This window comes from Pseudomonas sp. B14(2022) (genome assembly GCF_012030485.1).
In the GTDB taxonomy this organism is placed as follows: Bacteria; Pseudomonadota; Gammaproteobacteria; order Pseudomonadales; family Pseudomonadaceae; genus Aquipseudomonas.
The window spans coordinates 1-19,461 of sequence record NZ_JAAUVM010000023.1 but is presented as its reverse complement, the minus strand read 5'-3'; the positions used below and the strand labels follow the sequence as shown (position 1 = coordinate 19,461).

Below are 19,461 nucleotides of genomic sequence, written 5' to 3'. Positions count from 1 at the left end.
GTCGCGCATTTTCAGCGGGGAGGGAGGTCAGGTCAAGGCAGCACAATGCCCTTATCGCGGAGCAAGGCTGCCGACCGGCGGAGGCGGGGGGTTAAACCAACTGCTTCAGGCACGCCTGGAGAATATCCAGTCCTTCTTCCATTACCGCAGCCTCAATGGTCAGCGGTGCCAACAGGCGGATGATGTGCCGCGACTTGCCGCTGGGCATCAACAGCAACCCGGCGTCTCGCGCCAGGCTCAGCAATTGGGTCAGTTGCTGGGGCGCGGGCGTGCCGTCGGCGCTGGTCAGTTCGATGCCGCGCATGGCTCCGACGCCGGTCAGGCGGCCCAGGTACGGTGAGAGGTGCTGCGAACGCCAGGCTTCATAGCGGCCGACGATGGCTGCTTCCTGCTGCGAGCCCCAGGCCTGCAAATGTTCATCGGTCATTGCATCGAGGGTGGCCAGCGCCGCTGCGCAGGCGATGGGGTTGCCGGAGTACGTCCCGCCCAACCCGCCTTTGGGCAGGTTATCCATCAATGCCTTGCGCCCGACCACCGCACCCAGCGGTACGCCGCCGGCGATGCTTTTGCCCAGCAGGATCAAATCCGGTTCGATGCCCAGGCGTGAGAAGGCGAAACGCTGGCCGGTGCGACCGAAGCCGGATTGGATTTCATCGGCAATCAGCAGAATGTTTTTCTCATCGCACAAGCGCCGCAACGCCTGGGCGAACTCGATATCCAAGGCGAGGAAACCGGCTTCGCCCTGCACCGGCTCGATGATGAAACAGGCGACGTCATTGACGTCGATTTCCACGCTGAACAGGCGGTCCATGGCTTTCAGCGCTTCAGCGCAGCTCACGCCGTTATCGGCGCTGGGGTAGGGCAGGTGATACACCGGGCCGGGCAGTACGCCAACCTTTTGTTTGTAGGGCGCCACCTTGCCATTGAGGTTGAGGGTGGCCAGGGTGCGGCCGTGGAAGGCACCGTCAAAGGCGATCACCGCCGTGCGGCCGGTGGCGCCGCGGACGATCTTCAAGGCATTTTCTGCAGCTTCTGCGCCGCTGTTGGTGAGCATGCCGCTGACGGGGTAGTCCACCGGGATAGACCTGGTCAGGCGATCCATCAGTTCGATGTAGGGTGTGTGGGGCGCCGCGTTGAATGCATAGTGGGTCAACTTCGTCGCCTGCTCACTAATCGCCGCCACCACACCCGGGTGGCAATGGCCAAGGTTGAGCACGCCGATCCCGCCGACAAAATCGATATAGCGTTTGCCCGTGGTGTCCCATACCTCGGCGTTCCTGCCATGGCTGAGGCTGATGGGATGAACGATGGAAATCGACTGGCTGATGGTTTCGCGGCTCATGAATCTCGGACTCGGCAGTGGCGGGCGTGTTTTTATCTAAGCCGTGGACCAGGCCCTGCCGCAAACGAAATAAAGTCGCCGGGTCATTCCAAATCGGAAGGAGCTGTTGCCAAAAGCTCGTTTTTGGCAACGTCGTAGCCCCGTCGATGCTACGTCGACACCCCATCCTTGCCCGCCGCCTTCGCGCGATACAGCGCCTGATCGGCACGTGCCATAAGGGCGGCGGGGGACTCATTCATACGGCGCTCGGCCACACCCAGGCTCAGGGTGACGTGGAGGTTGCTGCGCGTCGGAATCTTGCGCATCGTCTGGCAGATGTTTTCGGCCAGTGCCGTGGCGGTTTCCAGCGAGCTTTTGGGCAGCACCACCATGAACTCATCGCCTCCCCAGCGGGCCAGCAGGTCGCCTTGGCGAAGGCAGCTTTCCAGGCATTCCACTACCTGCAAAAGGGTTTGGTCGCCCACGCCGTGGCCATGTTGGTCATTGATCGGCTTGAAGTCATCGATATCCATCGCGATCAATGCCATTGGCAGGCGAAAGCGCTGGGCACGGTCGCACTCTTCCAGCAGGACTTTTTCCAGGCGGTAGCGGTTGGCAACGAGGGTCAATGCATCCCGTTCGGCCAGGGAGCGGTTTTCGTCCAACTGCAATTGCAACTGCTGATTGACCCGTGACAACTCGCGCGTGCGCTCGGCCACCAGCGCCTCAAGGGATTGGTTGCGCCGCTCCAGCTGTTCGACGGAGCACTTGCGTGTATGAATATCGCGATGGGCGCCCACCATCCGCGCCACCGAGTCATCGGCGTTACGTGCAATCACGTAGCCCCGGTCTTCGATCCACAGGTAGCTGCCGTCTTTTTTGCGGCAACGGTATTCGATTTGATAATGGGGGGCGCGACGGTTGATGTAGTCATCAAACAGCGTCATCACTTGGGGGTAGTCTTCCGGGTGGATGACGGTCTCCCAGGTGAACACGCTGTTTTCGAGGGAGTGGCGGGGGTAGCCCAGCATTTCGTACCAGCCTGGGTTGCGGTAGACGAACCCGGTATTGGCGTTCCAGTCCCAGATTCCGTCGCTGACCAGCTCCAGCACGGTATGCAGCATGTCGGCGTTGAGGTGAGAGAAATCACTCTTCAGGTTGCCGTCGTCGGAGGTATCGTCCATCTGCGCGCTCCTTGCATGGGCTGGCGTCCAGGGCCAGCCATATTGATGCCGATACTCCGTGGCTGGGGCTACTGTACAACGGGGCTTGTGCGCTTTGAATAGGGCGGATGGCCGGTTATAGAGGGGTGGCAATAGGCTATTGTTTCGGCGCCATCATCCTCGTCCGAGCTTTCCCATCCGCGTTGTGCTGGTAAATCGTTTCCGGCTGGCCGTGTTCATTGAAAAACACCTGGCCAATCCCCGCCGAATTCCATAGCCGCTCACCCGCTTCGGCATGCTCCGGAATATGCGGTACTACCTGCATGGTGCGGCGGCGAGTGAACCAGTTGAGCGGCGACCGCGGCGAGTACAGCCAGCGGTTGAGGCGGTCGAACCATTCCAGCAATCGCGCTGGGAATTCATTCTTGATGCCGCTGCTGGTGATCTGCCAGATCCTGGGGCCGGCGTTGCGATGGCGGATCAGCACTTCATAGACGAACGAGTAGTGCACGTCGCCCGAGAGGATCACGTAGTTACCGGGTGTACGCGAGTGTCGGAAGATGTTGAGGATCACCTGGGCCGCGCCGCGATGGGCCATCCAGTTTTCCGCGTCCACCAGCAAGGGGTGGCCGCACCAACTGAAGATTTTCTGCACAGTCTCGATCAGCTTGACGCCAAAGATCGGCGCGGGGGAGACGATGATGGCCGAAGGGTGGTCGAGCAGTTCCTGTTGCAGTTCGCTCAAGGCTTCCCAGTCCAGCAGGCCGGACGGTTGTTTGAGGGTGAATTCGCTGCGCCAGCGCCGGGTGCGGGTGTCGAGTACCACCAGGGCCGGGGTGGTGGGCAGCACGTAGTGCCACTGCTGGAACTTCAGCAGCGCCGCGAGTAAATCATCCTGTGCCTGGGCGTCCAAGTGATCGTTCTGCGCTTGGGTGGCCAGTGCCTGGGTGTGGCCCACCAACTCATCAAAGGCGTCCGGGTTATTACCCCAGCCCTGGCACAACAGGTACGCAAGCAGGGCGTTACCGATGATGCGTTTGGAGAACGGATGGCCGTAGGCGGTTTCTTCCCATTGCGCGCTGAGGTTCCAGTCGTCGGTAATGTCGTGATCGTCGAAGATCATCAACGTGGACAGATGGGCGAATACCCGCGCTACGCCCGGCAAGCCATCGCGGAATTTATCCACCTGCACCTGTTCGCGGGCATAGCGCGCGGCTTCATCGGCGTTCAGTTGCGGTGGCTGTAGGGTGATCAGTGTCCAGGGGGTAGGTGACCACACCAGCAGGTACATCGCCATGACTTCGGCGAAGGTCACCAGGTGATTGTCGGCGGTACTGCTGGTGAAAATCGGCTTTTTCACGCCACCAAAAAAACGTTCGCGCAGGGTCTCGTTGCTGTCCAGCGCAGGTAGCAGATCCGCGCGGTTGTAGTAGCTGGCGTGATGCCCGTAGAGGCTGGCGCTGTCGTCTACCACGGCGCCTTCCAGGTATTCATCGAACAGGCCCAGACGCGCAATCAGCCCATGGATCGCCCGCAACATCGGGCCGGCGACATCGTCGGCGTACACCTGGTCGCCGCTCATCATCAGCAAAGCTGGGCGGTCGGCTGGGGTCTGTGCATCGGCCAGCAGGCGATCGAGGCAGAGCAGGCCTTCGTCGGCCTTGTGGTGAGGTTTACGGCACGAGCCGTGTACCAACTGATGGATATGGCTGTGCAGTACGAAACTTGGGCATCGCGTGTCGGCGTACAGCAGGTGCGGTGCCCACTCGGCAATGCCGGCATCGTCGACCAGCAGGTCATAGTTGATGACCACGTCCTGTGGCAGCGCCTCGTCCAACCGTACATCAATCAGATGGATAAACGCCTGGCGCCCCACTGGCACGATCTGGCACTGGTCCTGGCCCAGGGGTATTTCCAGGCTCCGTTCGGCACAGTGCAGCTTCAGGGTCAGGGGCAATGCCCGGCTTCCCACCAGCCACAGCACCAGGCGCCGGGGTTCCAGGCGCCGCAGCAGAGGGCCGGCGAGTACGGCGGGCAATGTGTCGGGATGTGGCATGCAGTAACAGGCTCCGGCCAGGGTTGAACCGGCAAGGTTAGCGCAACGGATGTCAGTGTTTTGTTAAGGCGCGGCGGTCAGTAAAGAAGAAGGGCAGTGTGCTGCCCTTCTTCCTACGGTTTAGAGCAGGTTTCCTCTGCCCAGGCTGTCCAGGCCGCCACTTCCGGTTCGGCGGTTGCGCGCCGAACCGTCGGCTTCTTGAGGCTCCAGTTGCGACTGAGGTGCTTCGATGCTGCGCTTCTTGCGTTGGAGGGTTGCATCATCCTGTGGCGCAGTGGGGTATTGAGGGGGGAGTTGTACGGCGTTGATGGAGCTGATCATGGACGTGTCCTTCTCTCTATTAGTCGTGGGTTACTTCGCCCCTTGGCGCGAAGTGGCGCCAAACTTATAGAGCCTGGAGAAGGTGGGCTATAAACGCCCTGCTGCAAGATATGACGGCGGTTGGCAACCGGCTTCAGACGTCATCCCGCCATTTTTGCGTGGCGAGCAGGCTCGCCACAGGAGCGGTCAGGTATGGGAGTCCTCGATCACTCTCGGCACGGTAAAGCGGAACTCACTGCCACGTCCGACTTCACTCTCGGCAACGATTTTGCCGCCATGGGCTTGGACTATCCCCTGGGTGATATACAGCCCCAGACCCGTACCGGTGGGGTTGTTTTCGGCCTGGGTCCAGTAGCGATCAAACACATGCGGCAACTGCTCAGGCGCAATGCCTTCACCGGAGTCGCGCACCGAAAACACGATCTCTTCACCATTGCTCAATGCGCTGATGCCGATATGGCCTTGGCGCGGGGTGAACTTGATGGCATTGCCAATCAGGTTCGACAGCACCTGAAACAGTCGCTCCGGGTCGCCGTTGATCTGCAGGCCAGGCTCGGCGTTGAACGACAGGTCGATGCCTTTTTCCATCGCCAGTGGCGCCAGCAGGGAATAGGCCTCTTCGAACATTTGGCTGACGTCCAGGGCCACCCGTTTGACCACATAGCGTCCGGCCTCGATTTTCGAGGTGTCGAGCAAATCTTCCAGCAATACGTTCATGCGCCCGGCGGCCTGTTGCATGGTGTCGATGGCCGAGGAAATGCGGCGCGATGTGTGCGGGCCGTCGGAGCTGAAAGCCTTTTGCATCATGCCGCAGAGCATGGAGATTACCGTCATCGGGTTGCGCAGGTCGTGGGACACCACCGCCACCAGGTCATCGCGGGCACGCACGGCTTGTTGCTCGCGCAGCACCTGGCGGGCCAGATCGTTTTCCAGGGCCGAGCGGCGCAGGTCATTGGCTGCGAAGAGGTCGCCGTGGCTCCATTTGGTGGAGATACCGGCCATTTCCACTTTCCAGATTTCAAACGAGGTGCGTGGGCGAAGGCGCAGGCCGGCGCTGGAGTTTTCCAGGGCCAGCGGCTTGTTCGGGTCGCCGCTCCAGTTGATGCTCTCTTTCACTTCCGGGCGGAACCACAGCACGCCGTTATCCACAGGCTTTGGCAGGCTCATTGCCAGGACACCACTGGCCACCTGTTGAAATTCGGCAGCTGGCGGGTAGACCGACACCAGGTTGTGGCTGGAAAACACCGGCTCGCCGCTGTCTTGCAACCACTTGTGCAATGCACGGATCTGAGCGGGTTCCGGGCAGTTGCCGTAGCGGTGCAGTTGCTTGTCTTCGATGATCGCCACGCCGCTGGACAAGGTCAGGTCCATCAGCAACTGACCGCGCTGGGCCAGGCCGTCGAACACGTTTTCTTCTGACGCCTTCATGGCTTTATCCAGCAACGCCAAGGCCTCAACTTTTTCCTCACGCTGACGGCTCAGGTCCAGGGCTTCCATGGCGCTGATCTGCAATGACAACACCTGGCCGATGGTCTGGCAGGTGATGCGCAAGTCATTGGGCACCAACAGTGGTTCGCGGTTGCCGCAACTGATCAGGCCCCAGAGTTTGTCGCCCTTCATCAGCGAAATGCTCATGGACGACAACACGCCCATGTTCTGCATGTATCGGCAGTGAATCGGCGACACGCTGCGCAGGGTGGCGAAGCTCAAGTCCAGTGGCTCGCCGGTGTCGGGACGCAACCGGGGCAGCAGGGGCACCGGCTCGTAGGCGGCGTTCGGGATGATGCGCAGCCAGTTGGTGCGATACAGCTCGCGGGCCTGTTCCGGGATGTCGGACGCAGGGAAGAAGAGGCCGTTGAACAACTCCATGGACGGTGCCGACGCTTCGGCGATCACCTGACCATGGCCTTCCTCTTCGAAGCGATAGATCAACACCCGGTCGTAACCGGTCATGGCCTGGATTTCAGTCACGCTGATTTCGTACAGCGCTTGCAGGGTTTTCGCTGATTGCAGACGTTGCAGCATCTTGCCCAAGTCACTGCTGCGACCCTTCAGCGCCCGTGGCCGGAAGTCCTTGAGCCGCGGCTCGAACTCCAGCACCAGCACATCCTGATGGCGGTGCAACAGGCCTTCGAACTCGGCGCCGTTGAACGTGACATGCAGCGGCTGCGCATCGACAAAACTGTTGTGTTCCGCCATGACCTGCACGGCCTGGGCATGCTCGGCACCCACCAGCGTGTGCAGCGGCTGGCCCAGCAACGATTCGGGGGCGCGGTTGAACAAGGTGGCGACGTTGGTACTGACCTGGATGATGTTCAGGTCGGGTTCCGACAGCGTCAGCAGCACGCCGTGGGGTTGGATCGCCCCCGGAAAGCGGATGGGCTCGTCGGCACAGTTGGCAAGCAGCTCTTCAAAGTCTTCGGGTTTCATAGCAGTACCTCCTGGCTGTCGAGCCATTGCTCAAAGCAGCTGAATGTCGAACGTGCCGCGTTCACCGCACGCTGTTTGGCTGGCGCGTCCAGCGGCTGACGGCCCAGATAGTCGAGAAAATCCTTCCAGCGCCGACCGGTCTCGGCACCGTATACATCGAGGAACGCACCGCCGTTATCGGCGTCCAGATCCAGGCGCAGGGCCATTTCCCGGCGTAATACCTGGCCGCCCAAGGTTGCGCCTTCCAGCACATACAGGGCGCCGAGGCAGGCTGCGGGGGTGTCGAAGGAGGGCAGTTGCACACAGTGTGGCAAGGCATTGATCGCGGGGGCATCCAGGCCAAGGGCGTGAAGATCGTCCAACAGGGTCGGTGTTTTCACACGCAGCGCCGGGTCGAAGCCTTCAGGGATGAAGTCGCAGCCGTACAGCGCCGCTTCCATCGGCCCATAAAACCCGTAATACGCCTGGATCAAGCGCTGGTACCAATCGGCATCCAGGTGCTCGGAAAAAAACGGCAGGCGTTTTTCCAGCGCTACGTGCAATAGGCCAGTGCCTGCGCGCAACGCTTCCAGCAATGAGGGCGTACCACCATCATGGGCCTGTGAATGCATTCAATGAGCTCGAACTGTGGGCCTTTCGGCCATGAATGACGCGTTAAAAAAGGCGACGATTCTACACAACACGTAAGCATCAGCTGAACGCACAAAGCGAAAAGGCTGACCAGTGGATCAGAAAAGTCGCTCCCTGCTTAATTAAGTGACCATAAGGCCAGCTGTGAAGTTCGGCATAAATGATATCGCGACGCTATCAATGCATGGACGACCCCTGCTGGGTCAACGCGGTTTGCACACACTCAAGTAGATGTTCGGTGCTCCACGGCTTGGGCAGGAACCGCACGGAGCCTCCCAATTGCTCTGCGAGTCTGGCGTTTCCCGAGGTGAGCAATACCGGCACCGACGGCCAGCGGTGTGCAACTACCCGGCTGAGGTCATAACCGTTGAGCAACCCCGGCATCTGCACATCGCTGACAATCAAATCCACCGGGTCATCGCCACGCTCCAGGTAAATCATCCCTTCATCGGCCGAAGGGAAAGAGGTCACCGTCGCGCCGAAATCCTCCAGTACATCCACCATCAACGACCGAATGATCTCGTCGTCTTCCAATACCAAAATCGATGGCTGAGCCATGATCGTTACTCCACCATCAGGGTTCAGTAGGGTGGAGTGGAATAGGGTTGGATAGGTTCTATTGGATCTGCACGGGGCGATGGGTGGTCGATTCGAGGGTCTAGGTTGCGCATTTGCGCGGTGGTACGGCACGATACCGGCGCTCTGCAATCAGGATCTGCCCGAACCCCACGGGCCTTCGCACAAGGTCGTCAACCGTGAACGCTTCCGCTGCCCCCTTGATCGACCCGAACCTGGGTAACCGCATGATCAAAGTCGACCACGCCGGCGAACATGGCGCGATCTGTATCTACAGTGGCCAGCTGTTTATGGCGCGGTTGTTCGCCCCCGGCATGGTGGGGGAGCTCCAGGAGTTCCTCGCCCACGAGCGCCGCCACCGCGCCGTGTTTCAGGCTGAGTTGCAACGGCGAGGCTACCGACGCTGCCGCAGCTACTGGCTGTGTGGCCTTGGCGGGCTGGTGCTGGGCCTGCTCACCGGGGTGTGCGGGCGCAAGGCTATCGTCGCCACCACCGTGGCGGTGGAAAGCGTGGTGCTCAAGCACCTGGCTCATCAACTTCACGCTTTACGCGACGTAGACCCGCTGGCCGTGGCGGCCATTGCCTCCATCGTCGAAGAAGAACAACACCACCACGATCACTCGGCAGCGCAGATTGATGTTCGCGACCCTTGGTTTCGTGCGCTGACGCCGGTGGTTACGGCGTGGACCGAAGCGGTGATCTGGATGGGCATGCGCTCCTGACAAACAGGCATAATCGCCGGCAAAGCCCGATGTGGAGTCACCTATGAAGTACGTCCTACTGACCCTCGCGCTCATCCTCAACACCGGCACGGCTAATGCGGCCGGCGATGCCGAGGCTGGCGCCAAGCTCTTCAGCAAGACCTGCGGCGGCTGCCACAGCGTCGGCGAAGGCGCGCGCGGTGGCTTTGGCCCGGAGCTCAACGGCATCATCGGCCGACCCGCCGGTACCACCGCCGACTATCAATATTCGGACGCGATGAAAAACTCCGGCGTGGTCTGGACTCGCGACAAGCTGGCGGCCTATATCGAAGCGCCAAAAAAGGTGGTGAGTGGTACGCGCATGATTTTCTGGGGCATCAGCGACCCGGAAAAAATCGACAACATCCTGGCGTACCTTGAGACGTTCCAGCCCAAGTAATCACTCACGCACATTCCTGAACAGCATCAACCGCGCACTTTCATGCAGCCCACGGGTCAGCGCCTGCAAACGCTGAAATTCCTCGGGGTGCTGCGCGGCCACATCGTCACGCGGGGTGAGTGATGCCAGGTCATGCAAGGTCGGAGAGCTGCCGTCGTATTGCATCTGCAGCAGGAAGTCCTGGGTCACGCCGCCGATGATCGGGAAGGTGCCCTCGCGCAACACCAGCGGCACCACGCGTTCGCCCTCGGGCGCCGGTTGCTGGATGTCCCGGCCCATCGCGCCATTGCGAAACGGTACGCCCGCCATGCCGGCGACGGTGGGCAGCAGGTCGGCCAGCCCCACCGCTTCTTCGATCACCCGGGGCTCAAGGCCGGGGGCGTGGATCAGCAGCGGCACGTTGTTACTTTCCAGGCCCAGCTGTTCGAAGGCCGGCGCCATGTGCGGGATCTGGCTGATGCGGGTGTTGTGGTCACCGAAGAACACAAAAATGCTGTTGTCGTAGTAGCCGCCGGCCTTGGCGATGTCCATCAGCCGGCCGATGTTGTAGTCCAGCAGGCGCACGGCGTTGTACTGCTCGACACTGCGGGAACCAGCGGCCTGGGCCTGTTCCAGCGTCACGTCGCTGAGCTGGAAGCCATCGTTGTGCTTGGGGATGGTGAAGGGACGATGGTTGCCGGAGGTTTGCAGATAGGCGAAGAACGGCTGGTCTTTGGGCACCGCGCTTAACAGTCCGTCAGCTTCCTTGAACAGGTCCAGGTCGGAAATCCCCCACACGTCCACCCGTGGCGATTGCCAGTCGCTCTCCTCGAACAGTTGCACATCGTCGATGCTCTGGCGGATCAGTGCATTGATATTCGCCCAGCCGGCGTTGCCGCCGATCATGTAGAACTTCTGGTAGCCCTCGAATGCATTGATCAACGTGTGTTGCCGCGTGATCAGCGGATTGCGCGTGGCGGTCTCCTGGCGGGTGACGTCGGGCACACCGGTGATGCTGGCCCATACGGTTTTGGCTGTGCCGGTGACGGGGACGTAGAAGTGTTTGAAGAACCAGCTTTGCGTCGCCAGTTTATCCAGGTTCGGCGTGGGGTTGAGCGGGTTGCCATAGGCACCCACGGCGCTGGTGCCGAGGGATTCGAGCATCACGAAAATCACGTTGGGCGGGCGCTCGCCGGCCAGTCGATAGGGCTGTACGCCTTGTTCGCGAATGAAGTTCAGGGACTGGGCATCGGGCTGGGCCACGCCCAGGTACTGGGCGACGTGCGGGTAATACTCGCGAACCTGGGCTTCATCGAACTGCGATTGGCCGACCTTGAGCGTGTCATACAAAAACAGCACCGGGTTCAGGCCCACGGCGGCCAGTTGGCTGTTGCCGGAAAAGAACGCATCGCTCCAGCGCAGGGGCACCGGGTTCTCCAGGTTGAGATGGGCGACACGGCCGAGCAGGGCCAGCAGCACCGCGACGACGCCCATCACACTCACCACCGTCAGTGTCGGCTTGCTGATAGCGGCGGGCGCTCGATCCAGGGTCAACCGCTCCAGGCAGACCAACGCCCAGACCCAAAGCGCCACCGCCGCGAGCCAGCTGGCGGTTATCCACAGCACTGGGTAGGTTTCCCACACCATCTGTTGGGAAATCTGCGCGTCTTGCAGGTAGCGCAGCACCGTCGCATTGATACGCACGCCGAGGTAGGCGTAGTGGCCGAAGTCGATGATGTACACCAGCCCCACCACTGCCAGTGCGATGACCAGATAACCGCGCGCCAGCCAACGCAGGGCCGGCAGGGTGGTGAGGTTCCAGCGCGGCAACCATGCCACCACGGCCAGCGGCAGCAGGATCAACACCGCCAGGCGCAGGTCGAAACGCAGGCCGATACCCAGGGTTTCCAATAGCGCCGGAGTGTTCAAGTCAAGGCCGGAAAAACCCAGCACAAACACCAGCCGCAACGCAGCCAGCAACACAAACACCAACCCGATCGCGCCCACGCCGTAGCGCAGGCGGCGTGATTGCAACGCACTCATCATTGACCCCTGTGCCATTTCAAAAGAGGGCGCCAGGCGGCGCTGATCAGCAGCCCCGCGCCGGCGATCAGGCAGTAACCGGTCAGCAACGGGTCGACCAGATAATCCCAATAGTTTTCTGACGCCTTGAGCCGTAACGCAAAAGCCAACGTGCCCATCGCCAACATCCACACCGACAGCGTATTACGCCGCCACAACATCAACAGTGCGGCCGCTGCCGCCAGGACGATCATCGGCCGCGGGTTGTAGCCCCAACGGTACGGGTCGAAGTAGGTCAGGCCCAACGTGGCCGGATACAACACCAGGCTCAACAGGCCAAACAGCAGCAACATCTGTACCTGATGCCGGCGAGCAAGCGGCTGCACGACGCCCAGACGGCTGAGCACGACCCAGGCCAACAACACCAATGTGCTGATCGCCAGGTCATCGGTAAAACTGCGCACATACGCCGCCAGCGGCAGCTCGTTGACCGGGATAAAACTGACCGCCACCAGCGCCGGCAGCAGCCATGGCCGCCAGGGTGCGGTAAACCTGAGCGTGCTTAACAGCGCAAACCCCAGCAGCACAAAACTCAAATGGGCCTGCCACAGAGAAACCATCACAGACGTTCCGCCAGCCAGGCTTCGTTGAAGCTGACATGTTTGATAAAGGTGTTATTCCACGAGTACACCAAGTGGTACATGCCGTCCGGGCTGCGGCTGAAGTACGGGTACTCGTATTCGAAATCGCAGCCCCGGGGTTTGCACACGCGGTAGTCGAGGTTGCTGAGAAAGCGCTGTTCCAGCGGCAGGCGTTTGGCGCCGCTGGAGGCGCGGAAGCCTTCGCCGATGATTTCTTTATAGGCCTCGGGGGAGAAGGGTTGGCCGAGCGGGTCGGGTGATTCATCCAGTTGCGCCACGGTGCGCCATTGGCTGAGCTGGGCGTCGGTGCCGTAGAGACTGAGCTTGAAGCGGCCATCCTGCAGGTCGTTGAGGGCCACGAGTAACCCGTCATCTACCGTGCCCACCGCCGCCAACGACGAATTGGGGTTGGCCGGTTCCAGCGGGTACGGCTCGCTCCAGGTTTGCCCGGCGTCTTCGGTGCGGCTGGCCAGGACGCGGTGGTGGGTGTCGCCGGCGTAGCGCAACATCGCCACCGCGCGCTTGCCATCCAGCGGCACGATGGTCGGTTGCAGGGAGTTCTTGCCGCGGCTGATGCGGAATTTATCGATCACCGCGCCGTCGGCGCTCAAGTACAGGTACTCGGCAAACTTGCCCATGAACTCGTGGTACACCGGCAGGCCGATGGAGCCGTCGGCGTGGAACACCGGCGCTGCGCGCACCAGCGTACTGATGTTGAAAAACGGAGAGGTCACCAATTGCCGGGGCGCCGACCAGTTGGTGCCGAGGTCATCCGATACCATCAGGTTGATGGCACTGGTGGCCCAGCCGCCGACCGACACCGAGACATAAAACATCCACAGGCGTTTATCCGGCCCCAGGGCGATCACCGGGTTGCCGAGTTTGCGGATATAGCGCTGGGTGCCGTCGCGGGTGCTTTCCCGCGTGGCCAGCACCTGCTCGGTGCCCCATTCGCCGCTGCGCGCATCGAAGCGTGCGGTGCGTACCTGCACATCGGCGGCGCCTTCACGGGAACCGGCAAACCACACGGCGATCAGGTCGCCACCGGGCAGGGCGGTAACAGAGGATGAATGCACAAAGTCAGTGAGCTGCGAAGACACAAAACGGCTGGTGTACTGTGGCGCCGCCGCCACCTTCATGGTGTTCGGCGCCACTTGGGCAAAGGGGGCCAGCACATGGGGCGGGTGGCTTAGCCACGCGGCCACGAAGACGGCGAGCAGGCTGCAGATCAGTAAGGCGGAGCGCATAGAGGACCTGTCGAGAAAAGGATTACTGCGCACGTTCATCCGGCAGGCGCTTCCTGCGACCGGTGAGCATGGATAGCGGCAGGTTGTCCCGCACCTGGATACTTTCAAACACCGCGGCCAGCACATGGATGCACACCAGGCCAAGCAGCACATTGGCGGCGGTCTCATGGATTTGCAGGGGCCAATCGGCGCCCCACAGGGCATCCACTTCCTGCATCAAAAAGCCGCTGATGCCGATGGTCAGCAACGCCAGCAACATCAACAGCATCACCAGCGCACCGATGGGCGAATGGCCCAGGCGATGCTGCGGGCGGCGGTTGAGCAGCGAGCGCAGATGGATTTTCAAGCGTTTCGGGGTCGGCCAGAAGTCCGCCCAGCGTGCGCTGCGCGGCCCGATGAATCCCCACACCGTTCGTACCAGCAGCCAGGCCATGGCGTAATAGCCCAGCCAGACATGCCAGTCATCGCCCGCTTCGTTAAAGAAGTAATTGGCGACAAAGACCCCGGCGATCGACAGATGAAACAGCCTTACCAACGGGTCCCACAGGCGCAGGGATTCGCCTGGCATCAGCCTTTGATCTCAGTCTTCACAGCCTTGCCGGTCACCGGATCGTGGTAGATCTCGACCTTGCGCTTGTCCTTGTCGAAACCGTAGATCTCGTAGCAGTTGCCGTCGGTGACCTTGAACTTGCTGATCTCGTAGCCTTCGGCCTTGAGCTTGTCCTGGAAGGTTTTTTCGTCTTGCCATTGCGAGCGTTCGGCGGTGGTGCATTGCGGACCGGCAACGGCCAGGGGGCTGGCGATAATCAGGGACAGCAGGAGAATTTTGCGCATGGAAAAGCTCTCAGCAGATGTGGGAGATTTCACAATGCAAAATCAACCTTAGCGCAACCTTAGTTGGCAACGCGCGGTAACATCTTTGCCGAAATAGCCTCGGCCAGAACCCGGCATGATGCCGCCGATTCCCACAGAGACTTTGCTATGCGCCTACTCCTTGTCGAAGATGATCGTGCCCTTGGCCAAGGGATTCGCGTGGCATTGGGCGTTGAAGGCTACACCCTGGATTGGCTGCAGGATGGCGTTGCGGCCCTGTATGCCCTGCGCACGGAAAACTTCGATCTGTTGCTGCTCGACCTCGGCCTGCCGCGCCTCGATGGCCTGGATTTGTTGCAGCAACTGCGCGCCGAGCAGCACGACCTGCCGGTGTTGATCCTCACTGCCCGCGACGGCACCGCCGAGCGCATCGCCGGTCTGGACGCCGGTGCCGACGACTACCTGGTCAAACCCTTCGATGTGGAAGAACTCAAGGCCCGCGTGCGCGCCTTGTTGCGCCGCAGTCAGGGCCGCGCGCAACCGATGCTGGAACATGCCGGCGTCAGCCTCGATCCGGCCACTCAGCAAGTGCGGTATTTGGATGAAGACATCATCGTCACCCCCATGGAATACCAACTGCTGCACCAACTGATGGTACGCCCCGGCAAAGTGGTGACCCGCGAGCGCCTGTCCCGCGCGTTGTATGGCTGGCAGGACCGGGTCGAGAGCAACACCTTGGAAGTGTTGATCCACAACCTGCGTAAAAAGTTATCCACCGAGCTGATCCGCACCGTGCGCGGTGTTGGCTATGTACTGGCGCTTAAACCATGACCTCCGTGCGTGCACGCATCCTCATCCCTGTCCTGGTGCTGATCCTGTTGGGCGACGCCCTGATCAGCTGGCTGGTATTGCGCGACAGCCACCACGAAATCGAGGAAGTCTACGACGCCCAACTCGCCCAAAGCGCGCGCCTGTTGCAAGGCGTATTGCGCCAGCGCGACCCTGGCGAAGCCGACTGGGACCGCTTGTATCAGGCCTTCGATCAGGCGATGAGCCGTGTCGGCGAGGGCGGTGTCGCCCACCCTTATGAAACGCGGTTGACCTTCCAGGTGTGGCGCAGCGACGGCCAATTACTCGTACGCTCCGCCGAAGCGCCAGTGTTGGCCGCACCGCCGGCTACCCTCGGCTCCCACGACATCCTGGACAACGGCAACGACTGGTGCGCCTTTCTCCTTGCCGACCCGCAACAGGGCCTGCTGATCTGGGTGGGCGAGCGCGACGATATTCGTCAGGACGTGATCCAGCGCATCATGCGCCACACCCTCTGGCCCACCTTGATCGGCGTGCCGCTGCTCACTGTATTGATCTGGCTGGTGATCGGCTGGGGCCTCAAGCCCTTGCGCGCCATGGCCCGCAAGATTCGCGGGCGCACTGCCGGGACCCTGCAACCGCTGCACCTCAAGCCGCTGCCCAGCGACTTGGAGCCGATGCAAACCGCGCTCAACCGGCTGTTGGTGCAAGTGGATGACCTGTTGGAACGCGAACGCCGTTTCATCGCTGACGCTGCCCACGAACTTCGCACCCCTCTGGCAATCCTGCGCATCCACGCGCAAAACGCCCAAAGTGCCGGCACCGAGGCCCAGCGGCGCGAAGCGTTGGACTTCCTGGTCAACGGCGTCGACCGCGCCACCCGCATTGGCAGCCAACTGCTGACCATGGCGCGCATCGAGCCGCAGTTGAACAACCCTAAGCGCAGCCGCGTACAACTCACCGAGCTGGTGCGCGAAGAACTCGCCGAACTGACACCGCTGGCCATGGAAAAAGGCGTGGAGTTGGTGTTGGAAGGGGATGAAGACTGCTGGATCGAAACCGAGCCGGTAGCACTGGCCATCGCCCTGCAAAACCTGGTGACCAACGCCCTCAACTTCTCCCCGCCGGGCAGCGAAGTGAAAGTGGTGATTGGTGCCCATTGCCTCAGCGTGGAGGACCAGGGGCCGGGCATTGATGAGGCGGAAATGGGGCGTTTGTTCGAGCGGTTCTACAGCCGTGGCAATGCCAATGGCGCAGGGCTGGGGCTGGCAATTGTGGAGATGATCGTGGGCAAGATCGGCAGCCGGCTGGCGCTGCATAACCGGGAGCAGGGCGGGTTGTGCGCGCGTTTGGTGTTTAACGAGGCCTGAAGCGATCACTGCTCAAATGTGGGAGCTGTCGAGCCCCTGCATCGCGGTCGCTCCACTGCGGAACATTTTGTCTAATCACTGGTCCAGTCTTCATGATCTGTCACCCTGATAAGGACATCCTCCCGTGAAGCGAATCGTACTGCTCTCCCTCGCCCTGGCCCTGTGCGCCTGCGAATCCAACCAACGCGACTCATCCCCCAGCCTGCTCAAGGATGGTATTCAACTGCGCCAGAAAACCGTGGCCGTCGATGCTGAGCACGCCAAAGTCATCATGAAAGCCTACGGCGGCACCGCTCCCGTCGAGTTCTCGATACGCCGCGAAGGCGACCCCGATGAACGCATGGAAACCCTGGGCACGGTGATGGATACAGGTGAAGGCCGCGTCTTCAACTGGATTGCAAAGCTCAACCAGACGGTGGCCAGCGCGGGATTCAAGCGCTTCCCGCAGTTGGAGATCCAGGCAGATCCTGGCAAGAAGCTGACCGTTGCCAGTTCGTCCACCGACTCACGCCCTGGCATCTACGCCATTTGCGGGCCTCTGTTCAGTAGCTTCCAGCCTGAAAAGGGCAAGGTGTATCTGGTGGAGTTCCAGTTCAAACCTTCGTCGTGTGCGCAGCAGGTGTTTGATATTACGGATCCGGGGAAACGGGTTCTGATTGGGGGGGAGGGGAGTGAGGCGAAAGAGGGTTAGGTGGACGGCCGAACAAATGCGGATGCTGCGCTTGGAATGGCCTGAAGGTTTGATACTTCCAGCGCTCTCCGTCAGGGTCTTCGTCTGATCGTGCTTCAACCAGGTGGCCTGCAACCTTGATCAACTGTTGAGCGCAATGCGCCAGAATTTTTGGTGTGGTTTGATTACCTTCCACAAGATTTCGTGACAAACACAAGAAAGTCGGCTCGCAGCCGACATTGCCGTGGCAGATTAATCGGGCTCGGTTCAACAGCGTGGATGACGATCAGTCAGCGTCATCCGTGATCCCCTCAAGCATGCCCGCTGATCAAGTCAGCAGGTGCTTGGAGATCAGGCGGGAGATTTCGACAATCGAGGTCTTGCCGGTGAACTCAAATTTCACTTTTCCCAGCGACGAAAAGTAAATCTCCAGTTCCGAATCCAGGTCAAACGTGCCGGACGTTTCCACCGAGTACGCGACGATGTTTTTGTACGGCAGCGAAGTAAAGTCCTTCTTGCTGCCGGTGATGCCTTGCACGTTCACCGCGATGATGCGTTTGGTGGTGAAGACCACGCCGTCGCGCATGGCTTTGTAGGCGTCGACGACTTCTTCGCCGTCCAGCAGCAGGGCGGCGACGCGTTCGGCGTATTCGTTGTTTTGTTTGAGTTTGAAGAAACCTTTGTTGTTGAAGTCGATCATGTGACGGTCCTTGTGGTGAGTCGGTTATTGGATGGCTTTAAGGTAGTCCTTCAGTGCCACGAGCGGTGGGTTGAGTTCCTCCAGCGTGCTGACTTGCTGTACGTCGCTAGACAACCACTGCAACTCACGCCCCAACACCGTATCGGCCCCACCCAAAGTGGTCAGCGCCTGCACCACACACTCATCTATCTTCAGCAGAATTCCCGACAGATCCCCCTGCCGCACCAGCAACCCAAATACCTCCCGCTCATACCCATCCATCACCAGGTCATCCCTCAACACCGGGCTGCCGCCGTCCTCCTCATGCACGAGCTTGAGTGCAAAGAGCGCAACAGCTTCCAGCGTCAATTCCATGGTGTCGGTTCCTCAGGGTTCGGGGCGGAGGGCGATGATCACTGTTCTGGGCGTGAAAAAAAAGACCTGGTGCGTACCGGGTTTCGGATGTTCTGCAGTATTGATGAGAACCCGTATGCGGCCGGCCTGACTTCACGGTTCGATGTCACTGACAACACGGCCGTGGTTCTTGGCTGCTGGCCAAGTACACCTTCTATATAGAAGCAATGACGCCCCCTTTAATAAGAAGGCCTTTATTGCGTCGTGGTGTGTGGGGCTTTTGTTAAGGAAAGTTTTTCCAGAAGGGGGTTGACCACGCAATTCAATACTGTATTATTCGCCTCCCGCTAACGAGAGATCGGAAGCGCAAGTGGTTGAAGTTGTTGAAGAAATCTTCGAAAGCTTCTGAAAATAATCACTTGACAGCAAATGAGGCTGCTGTAGAATGCGCGCCTCGGTTGAGACGAAAGCTCTTAACCAACCGCTCTTTAACAACTGAATCAAGCAATTCGTGTGGGTGCTTGTGGAGTCAGACTGATAGTCAACAAGATTATCAGCATCACAAGTTACTCCGCGAGAAATCAAAGAATAACCAACGATTGCTGAGCCAAGTTTAGGGTTTCTTAAAAACCCAAAGATGTTTGAACTGAAGAGTTTGATCATGGCTCAGATTGAACGCTGGCGGCAGGCCTAACACATGCAAGTCGAGCGGTAGAGAGAAGCTTGCTTCTCTTGAGAGCGGCGGACGGGTGAGTAATGCCTAGGAATCTGCCTGGTAGTGGGGGATAACGTTCGGAAACGGACGCTAATACCGCATACGTCCTACGGGAGAAAGCAGGGGACCTTCGGGCCTTGCGCTATCAGATGAGCCTAGGTCGGATTAGCTAGTTGGTGGGGTAATGGCTCACCAAGGCGACGATCCGTAACTGGTCTGAGAGGATGATCAGTCACACTGGAACTGAGACACGGTCCAGACTCCTACGGGAGGCAGCAGTGGGGAATATTGGACAATGGGCGAAAGCCTGATCCAGCCATGCCGCGTGTGTGAAGAAGGTCTTCGGATTGTAAAGCACTTTAAGTTGGGAGGAAGGGCCATTACCTAATACGTGATGGTTTTGACGTTACCGACAGAATAAGCACCGGCTAACTCTGTGCCAGCAGCCGCGGTAATACAGAGGGTGCAAGCGTTAATCGGAATTACTGGGCGTAAAGCGCGCGTAGGTGGTTTGTTAAGTTGGA

At 60.2% G+C, this 19,461-nt stretch carries 19 protein-coding genes and 1 rRNA gene; 6 read left to right on the top strand and 14 right to left on the bottom strand.

The features are described 5' to 3' along the window. Positions 1-91 precede the first annotated feature (91 nt). The 7 genes from HCF10_RS25550 to HCF10_RS25520 all read right to left on the bottom strand — a co-directional run bounded on the left by HCF10_RS25550 (position 92) and on the right by HCF10_RS25520 (position 8,479). The gene (locus HCF10_RS25550) at positions 92-1,342 is read right to left on the bottom strand and encodes a 2-aminoadipate transaminase (protein ID WP_167656673.1); all 1,251 of its coding nucleotides are present in this window, start codon (positions 1,340-1,342) and stop codon (positions 92-94) included. A gap of 149 nt (positions 1,343-1,491) precedes the next feature. Then, positions 1,492-2,505: a diguanylate cyclase domain-containing protein gene (locus HCF10_RS25545; RefSeq protein WP_167656672.1), complete on the bottom strand. Its 1,014-nt coding sequence runs from the start codon at positions 2,503-2,505 to the stop codon at positions 1,492-1,494. A gap of 136 nt (positions 2,506-2,641) precedes the next feature. Continuing rightward, positions 2,642-4,540, bottom strand: a complete 1,899-nt coding sequence (locus tag HCF10_RS25540; RefSeq protein WP_167656671.1) for an alkaline phosphatase D family protein — start codon at positions 4,538-4,540, stop codon at positions 2,642-2,644. 120 nt (positions 4,541-4,660) lie between these two features. Further along, entirely contained in the window at positions 4,661-4,861 is a 201-nt protein-coding gene (locus HCF10_RS25535) for a hypothetical protein (RefSeq protein WP_131700280.1), read from the bottom strand. Between the two features lie 186 nt (positions 4,862-5,047). Continuing rightward, a complete protein-coding gene (locus HCF10_RS25530; RefSeq protein WP_167656670.1) occupies positions 5,048-7,291 on the bottom strand; it encodes an ATP-binding protein in 2,244 nt (747 codons plus the stop codon). Then, positions 7,288-7,902: a biliverdin-producing heme oxygenase gene (locus tag HCF10_RS25525; protein WP_167656669.1), complete on the bottom strand. Its 615-nt coding sequence runs from the start codon at positions 7,900-7,902 to the stop codon at positions 7,288-7,290. The genes HCF10_RS25530 and HCF10_RS25525 overlap by 4 nt, the downstream gene beginning before the upstream one ends. Positions 7,903-8,098: 196 nt before the next feature. After that, positions 8,099-8,479, bottom strand: a complete 381-nt coding sequence (locus tag HCF10_RS25520) for a response regulator (protein WP_131700283.1) — start codon at positions 8,477-8,479, stop codon at positions 8,099-8,101. Positions 8,480-8,676: 197 nt separating this feature from the next. Here HCF10_RS25520 and HCF10_RS25515 point away from each other — a divergent pair, with 197 nt between their 5' ends. Both HCF10_RS25515 and HCF10_RS25510 read left to right on the top strand, forming a co-directional pair. Beyond that, complete coding sequence (locus HCF10_RS25515) at positions 8,677-9,219, top strand: demethoxyubiquinone hydroxylase family protein (RefSeq protein WP_337782528.1); 543 nt, start codon at positions 8,677-8,679, stop codon at positions 9,217-9,219. 43 nt (positions 9,220-9,262) lie between these two features. Then, the gene (locus HCF10_RS25510) at positions 9,263-9,637 is read left to right on the top strand and encodes a c-type cytochrome (protein ID WP_131700284.1); all 375 of its coding nucleotides are present in this window, start codon (positions 9,263-9,265) and stop codon (positions 9,635-9,637) included. On the opposite strand, the gene HCF10_RS25505 is transcribed toward HCF10_RS25510, so the two are convergent. The 5 genes from HCF10_RS25505 to HCF10_RS25485 are packed head-to-tail and all read right to left on the bottom strand — an operon-like array spanning position 9,638 to position 14,360. Next, positions 9,638-11,659: an LTA synthase family protein gene (locus HCF10_RS25505; RefSeq protein ID WP_145338493.1), complete on the bottom strand. Its 2,022-nt coding sequence runs from the start codon at positions 11,657-11,659 to the stop codon at positions 9,638-9,640. Further along, positions 11,659-12,258 carry a hypothetical protein gene (locus HCF10_RS25500; protein ID WP_167656668.1) on the bottom strand — a complete coding sequence of 200 codons (600 nt, stop codon included), beginning with the start codon at positions 12,256-12,258 and terminating at the stop codon, positions 11,659-11,661. The genes HCF10_RS25505 and HCF10_RS25500 overlap by 1 nt, the downstream gene beginning before the upstream one ends. After that, positions 12,258-13,526 (bottom strand): sialidase family protein, encoded by a 1,269-nt coding sequence (locus tag HCF10_RS25495; RefSeq protein ID WP_145338491.1) that lies wholly within the window; start codon positions 13,524-13,526, stop codon positions 12,258-12,260. Before HCF10_RS25495 ends, HCF10_RS25500 begins: the two co-directional genes overlap by 1 nt. Before the next feature lie 22 nt (positions 13,527-13,548). Then, positions 13,549-14,094, bottom strand: a complete 546-nt coding sequence (locus HCF10_RS25490) for a cytochrome b/b6 domain-containing protein (protein WP_167656667.1) — start codon at positions 14,092-14,094, stop codon at positions 13,549-13,551. Beyond that, positions 14,094-14,360: a PepSY domain-containing protein gene (locus HCF10_RS25485; RefSeq protein ID WP_167656666.1), complete on the bottom strand. Its 267-nt coding sequence runs from the start codon at positions 14,358-14,360 to the stop codon at positions 14,094-14,096. The genes HCF10_RS25490 and HCF10_RS25485 overlap by 1 nt, the downstream gene beginning before the upstream one ends. Positions 14,361-14,507: 147 nt before the next feature. On the opposite strand from HCF10_RS25485, the gene HCF10_RS25480 reads away from it, so the two are divergent. The 3 genes from HCF10_RS25480 (at position 14,508) to HCF10_RS25470 (ending at position 17,210) form a co-directional block, all read left to right on the top strand. Further along, positions 14,508-15,170: a response regulator gene (locus HCF10_RS25480; protein WP_131700289.1), complete on the top strand. Its 663-nt coding sequence runs from the start codon at positions 14,508-14,510 to the stop codon at positions 15,168-15,170. Further along, complete coding sequence (locus HCF10_RS25475; protein ID WP_167656665.1) at positions 15,167-16,519, top strand: sensor histidine kinase; 1,353 nt, start codon at positions 15,167-15,169, stop codon at positions 16,517-16,519. Before HCF10_RS25480 ends, HCF10_RS25475 begins: the two co-directional genes overlap by 4 nt. 124 nt (positions 16,520-16,643) lie before the next feature. After that, on the top strand, positions 16,644-17,210 hold the full coding sequence (locus HCF10_RS25470; RefSeq protein ID WP_167656664.1) for a hypothetical protein: 567 nt from the start codon (positions 16,644-16,646) through the stop codon (positions 17,208-17,210). 307 nt (positions 17,211-17,517) lie between these two features. Here HCF10_RS25470 and HCF10_RS25465 read toward each other — a convergent pair whose 3' ends face one another. Then, the gene (locus HCF10_RS25465) at positions 17,518-17,889 is read right to left on the bottom strand and encodes a PH domain-containing protein (RefSeq protein WP_032885644.1); all 372 of its coding nucleotides are present in this window, start codon (positions 17,887-17,889) and stop codon (positions 17,518-17,520) included. A 24-nt stretch (positions 17,890-17,913) separates the two neighbouring features. Next, a complete protein-coding gene (locus tag HCF10_RS25460) occupies positions 17,914-18,243 on the bottom strand; it encodes a hypothetical protein (RefSeq protein WP_131700292.1) in 330 nt (109 codons plus the stop codon). A 622-nt stretch (positions 18,244-18,865) separates the two neighbouring features. On the opposite strand from HCF10_RS25460, the gene HCF10_RS25455 reads away from it, so the two are divergent. Further along, positions 18,866-19,461, top strand: a 16S ribosomal RNA gene (locus tag HCF10_RS25455); the annotation flags it as partial.

Bases quoted from the DNA above. Each gene is read 5' to 3' on its own strand.
- HCF10_RS25550 (WP_167656673.1), bottom strand. From the start codon at position 1,342: ATGAGCCGCGAAACCATCAGCCAGTCGATTTCCATCGTTCATCCCATC.
- HCF10_RS25545 (WP_167656672.1), bottom strand. From the start codon at position 2,505: ATGGACGATACCTCCGACGACGGCAACCTGAAGAGTGATTTCTCTCAC.
- HCF10_RS25540 (WP_167656671.1), bottom strand. From the start codon at position 4,540: ATGCCACATCCCGACACATTGCCCGCCGTACTCGCCGGCCCTCTGCTG.
- HCF10_RS25535 (WP_131700280.1), bottom strand. From the start codon at position 4,861: ATGATCAGCTCCATCAACGCCGTACAACTCCCCCCTCAATACCCCACT.
- HCF10_RS25530 (WP_167656670.1), bottom strand. From the start codon at position 7,291: ATGAAACCCGAAGACTTTGAAGAGCTGCTTGCCAACTGTGCCGACGAG.
- HCF10_RS25525 (WP_167656669.1), bottom strand. From the start codon at position 7,902: ATGCATTCACAGGCCCATGATGGTGGTACGCCCTCATTGCTGGAAGCG.
- HCF10_RS25520 (WP_131700283.1), bottom strand. From the start codon at position 8,479: ATGGCTCAGCCATCGATTTTGGTATTGGAAGACGACGAGATCATTCGG.
- HCF10_RS25510 (WP_131700284.1), top strand. From the start codon at position 9,263: ATGAAGTACGTCCTACTGACCCTCGCGCTCATCCTCAACACCGGCACG.
- HCF10_RS25505 (WP_145338493.1), bottom strand. From the start codon at position 11,659: ATGAGTGCGTTGCAATCACGCCGCCTGCGCTACGGCGTGGGCGCGATC.
- HCF10_RS25500 (WP_167656668.1), bottom strand. From the start codon at position 12,258: ATGGTTTCTCTGTGGCAGGCCCATTTGAGTTTTGTGCTGCTGGGGTTT.
- HCF10_RS25495 (WP_145338491.1), bottom strand. From the start codon at position 13,526: ATGCGCTCCGCCTTACTGATCTGCAGCCTGCTCGCCGTCTTCGTGGCC.
- HCF10_RS25490 (WP_167656667.1), bottom strand. From the start codon at position 14,094: ATGCCAGGCGAATCCCTGCGCCTGTGGGACCCGTTGGTAAGGCTGTTT.
- HCF10_RS25485 (WP_167656666.1), bottom strand. From the start codon at position 14,360: ATGCGCAAAATTCTCCTGCTGTCCCTGATTATCGCCAGCCCCCTGGCC.
- HCF10_RS25480 (WP_131700289.1), top strand. From the start codon at position 14,508: ATGCGCCTACTCCTTGTCGAAGATGATCGTGCCCTTGGCCAAGGGATT.
- HCF10_RS25475 (WP_167656665.1), top strand. From the start codon at position 15,167: ATGACCTCCGTGCGTGCACGCATCCTCATCCCTGTCCTGGTGCTGATC.
- HCF10_RS25465 (WP_032885644.1), bottom strand. From the start codon at position 17,889: ATGATCGACTTCAACAACAAAGGTTTCTTCAAACTCAAACAAAACAAC.
- HCF10_RS25460 (WP_131700292.1), bottom strand. From the start codon at position 18,243: ATGGAATTGACGCTGGAAGCTGTTGCGCTCTTTGCACTCAAGCTCGTG.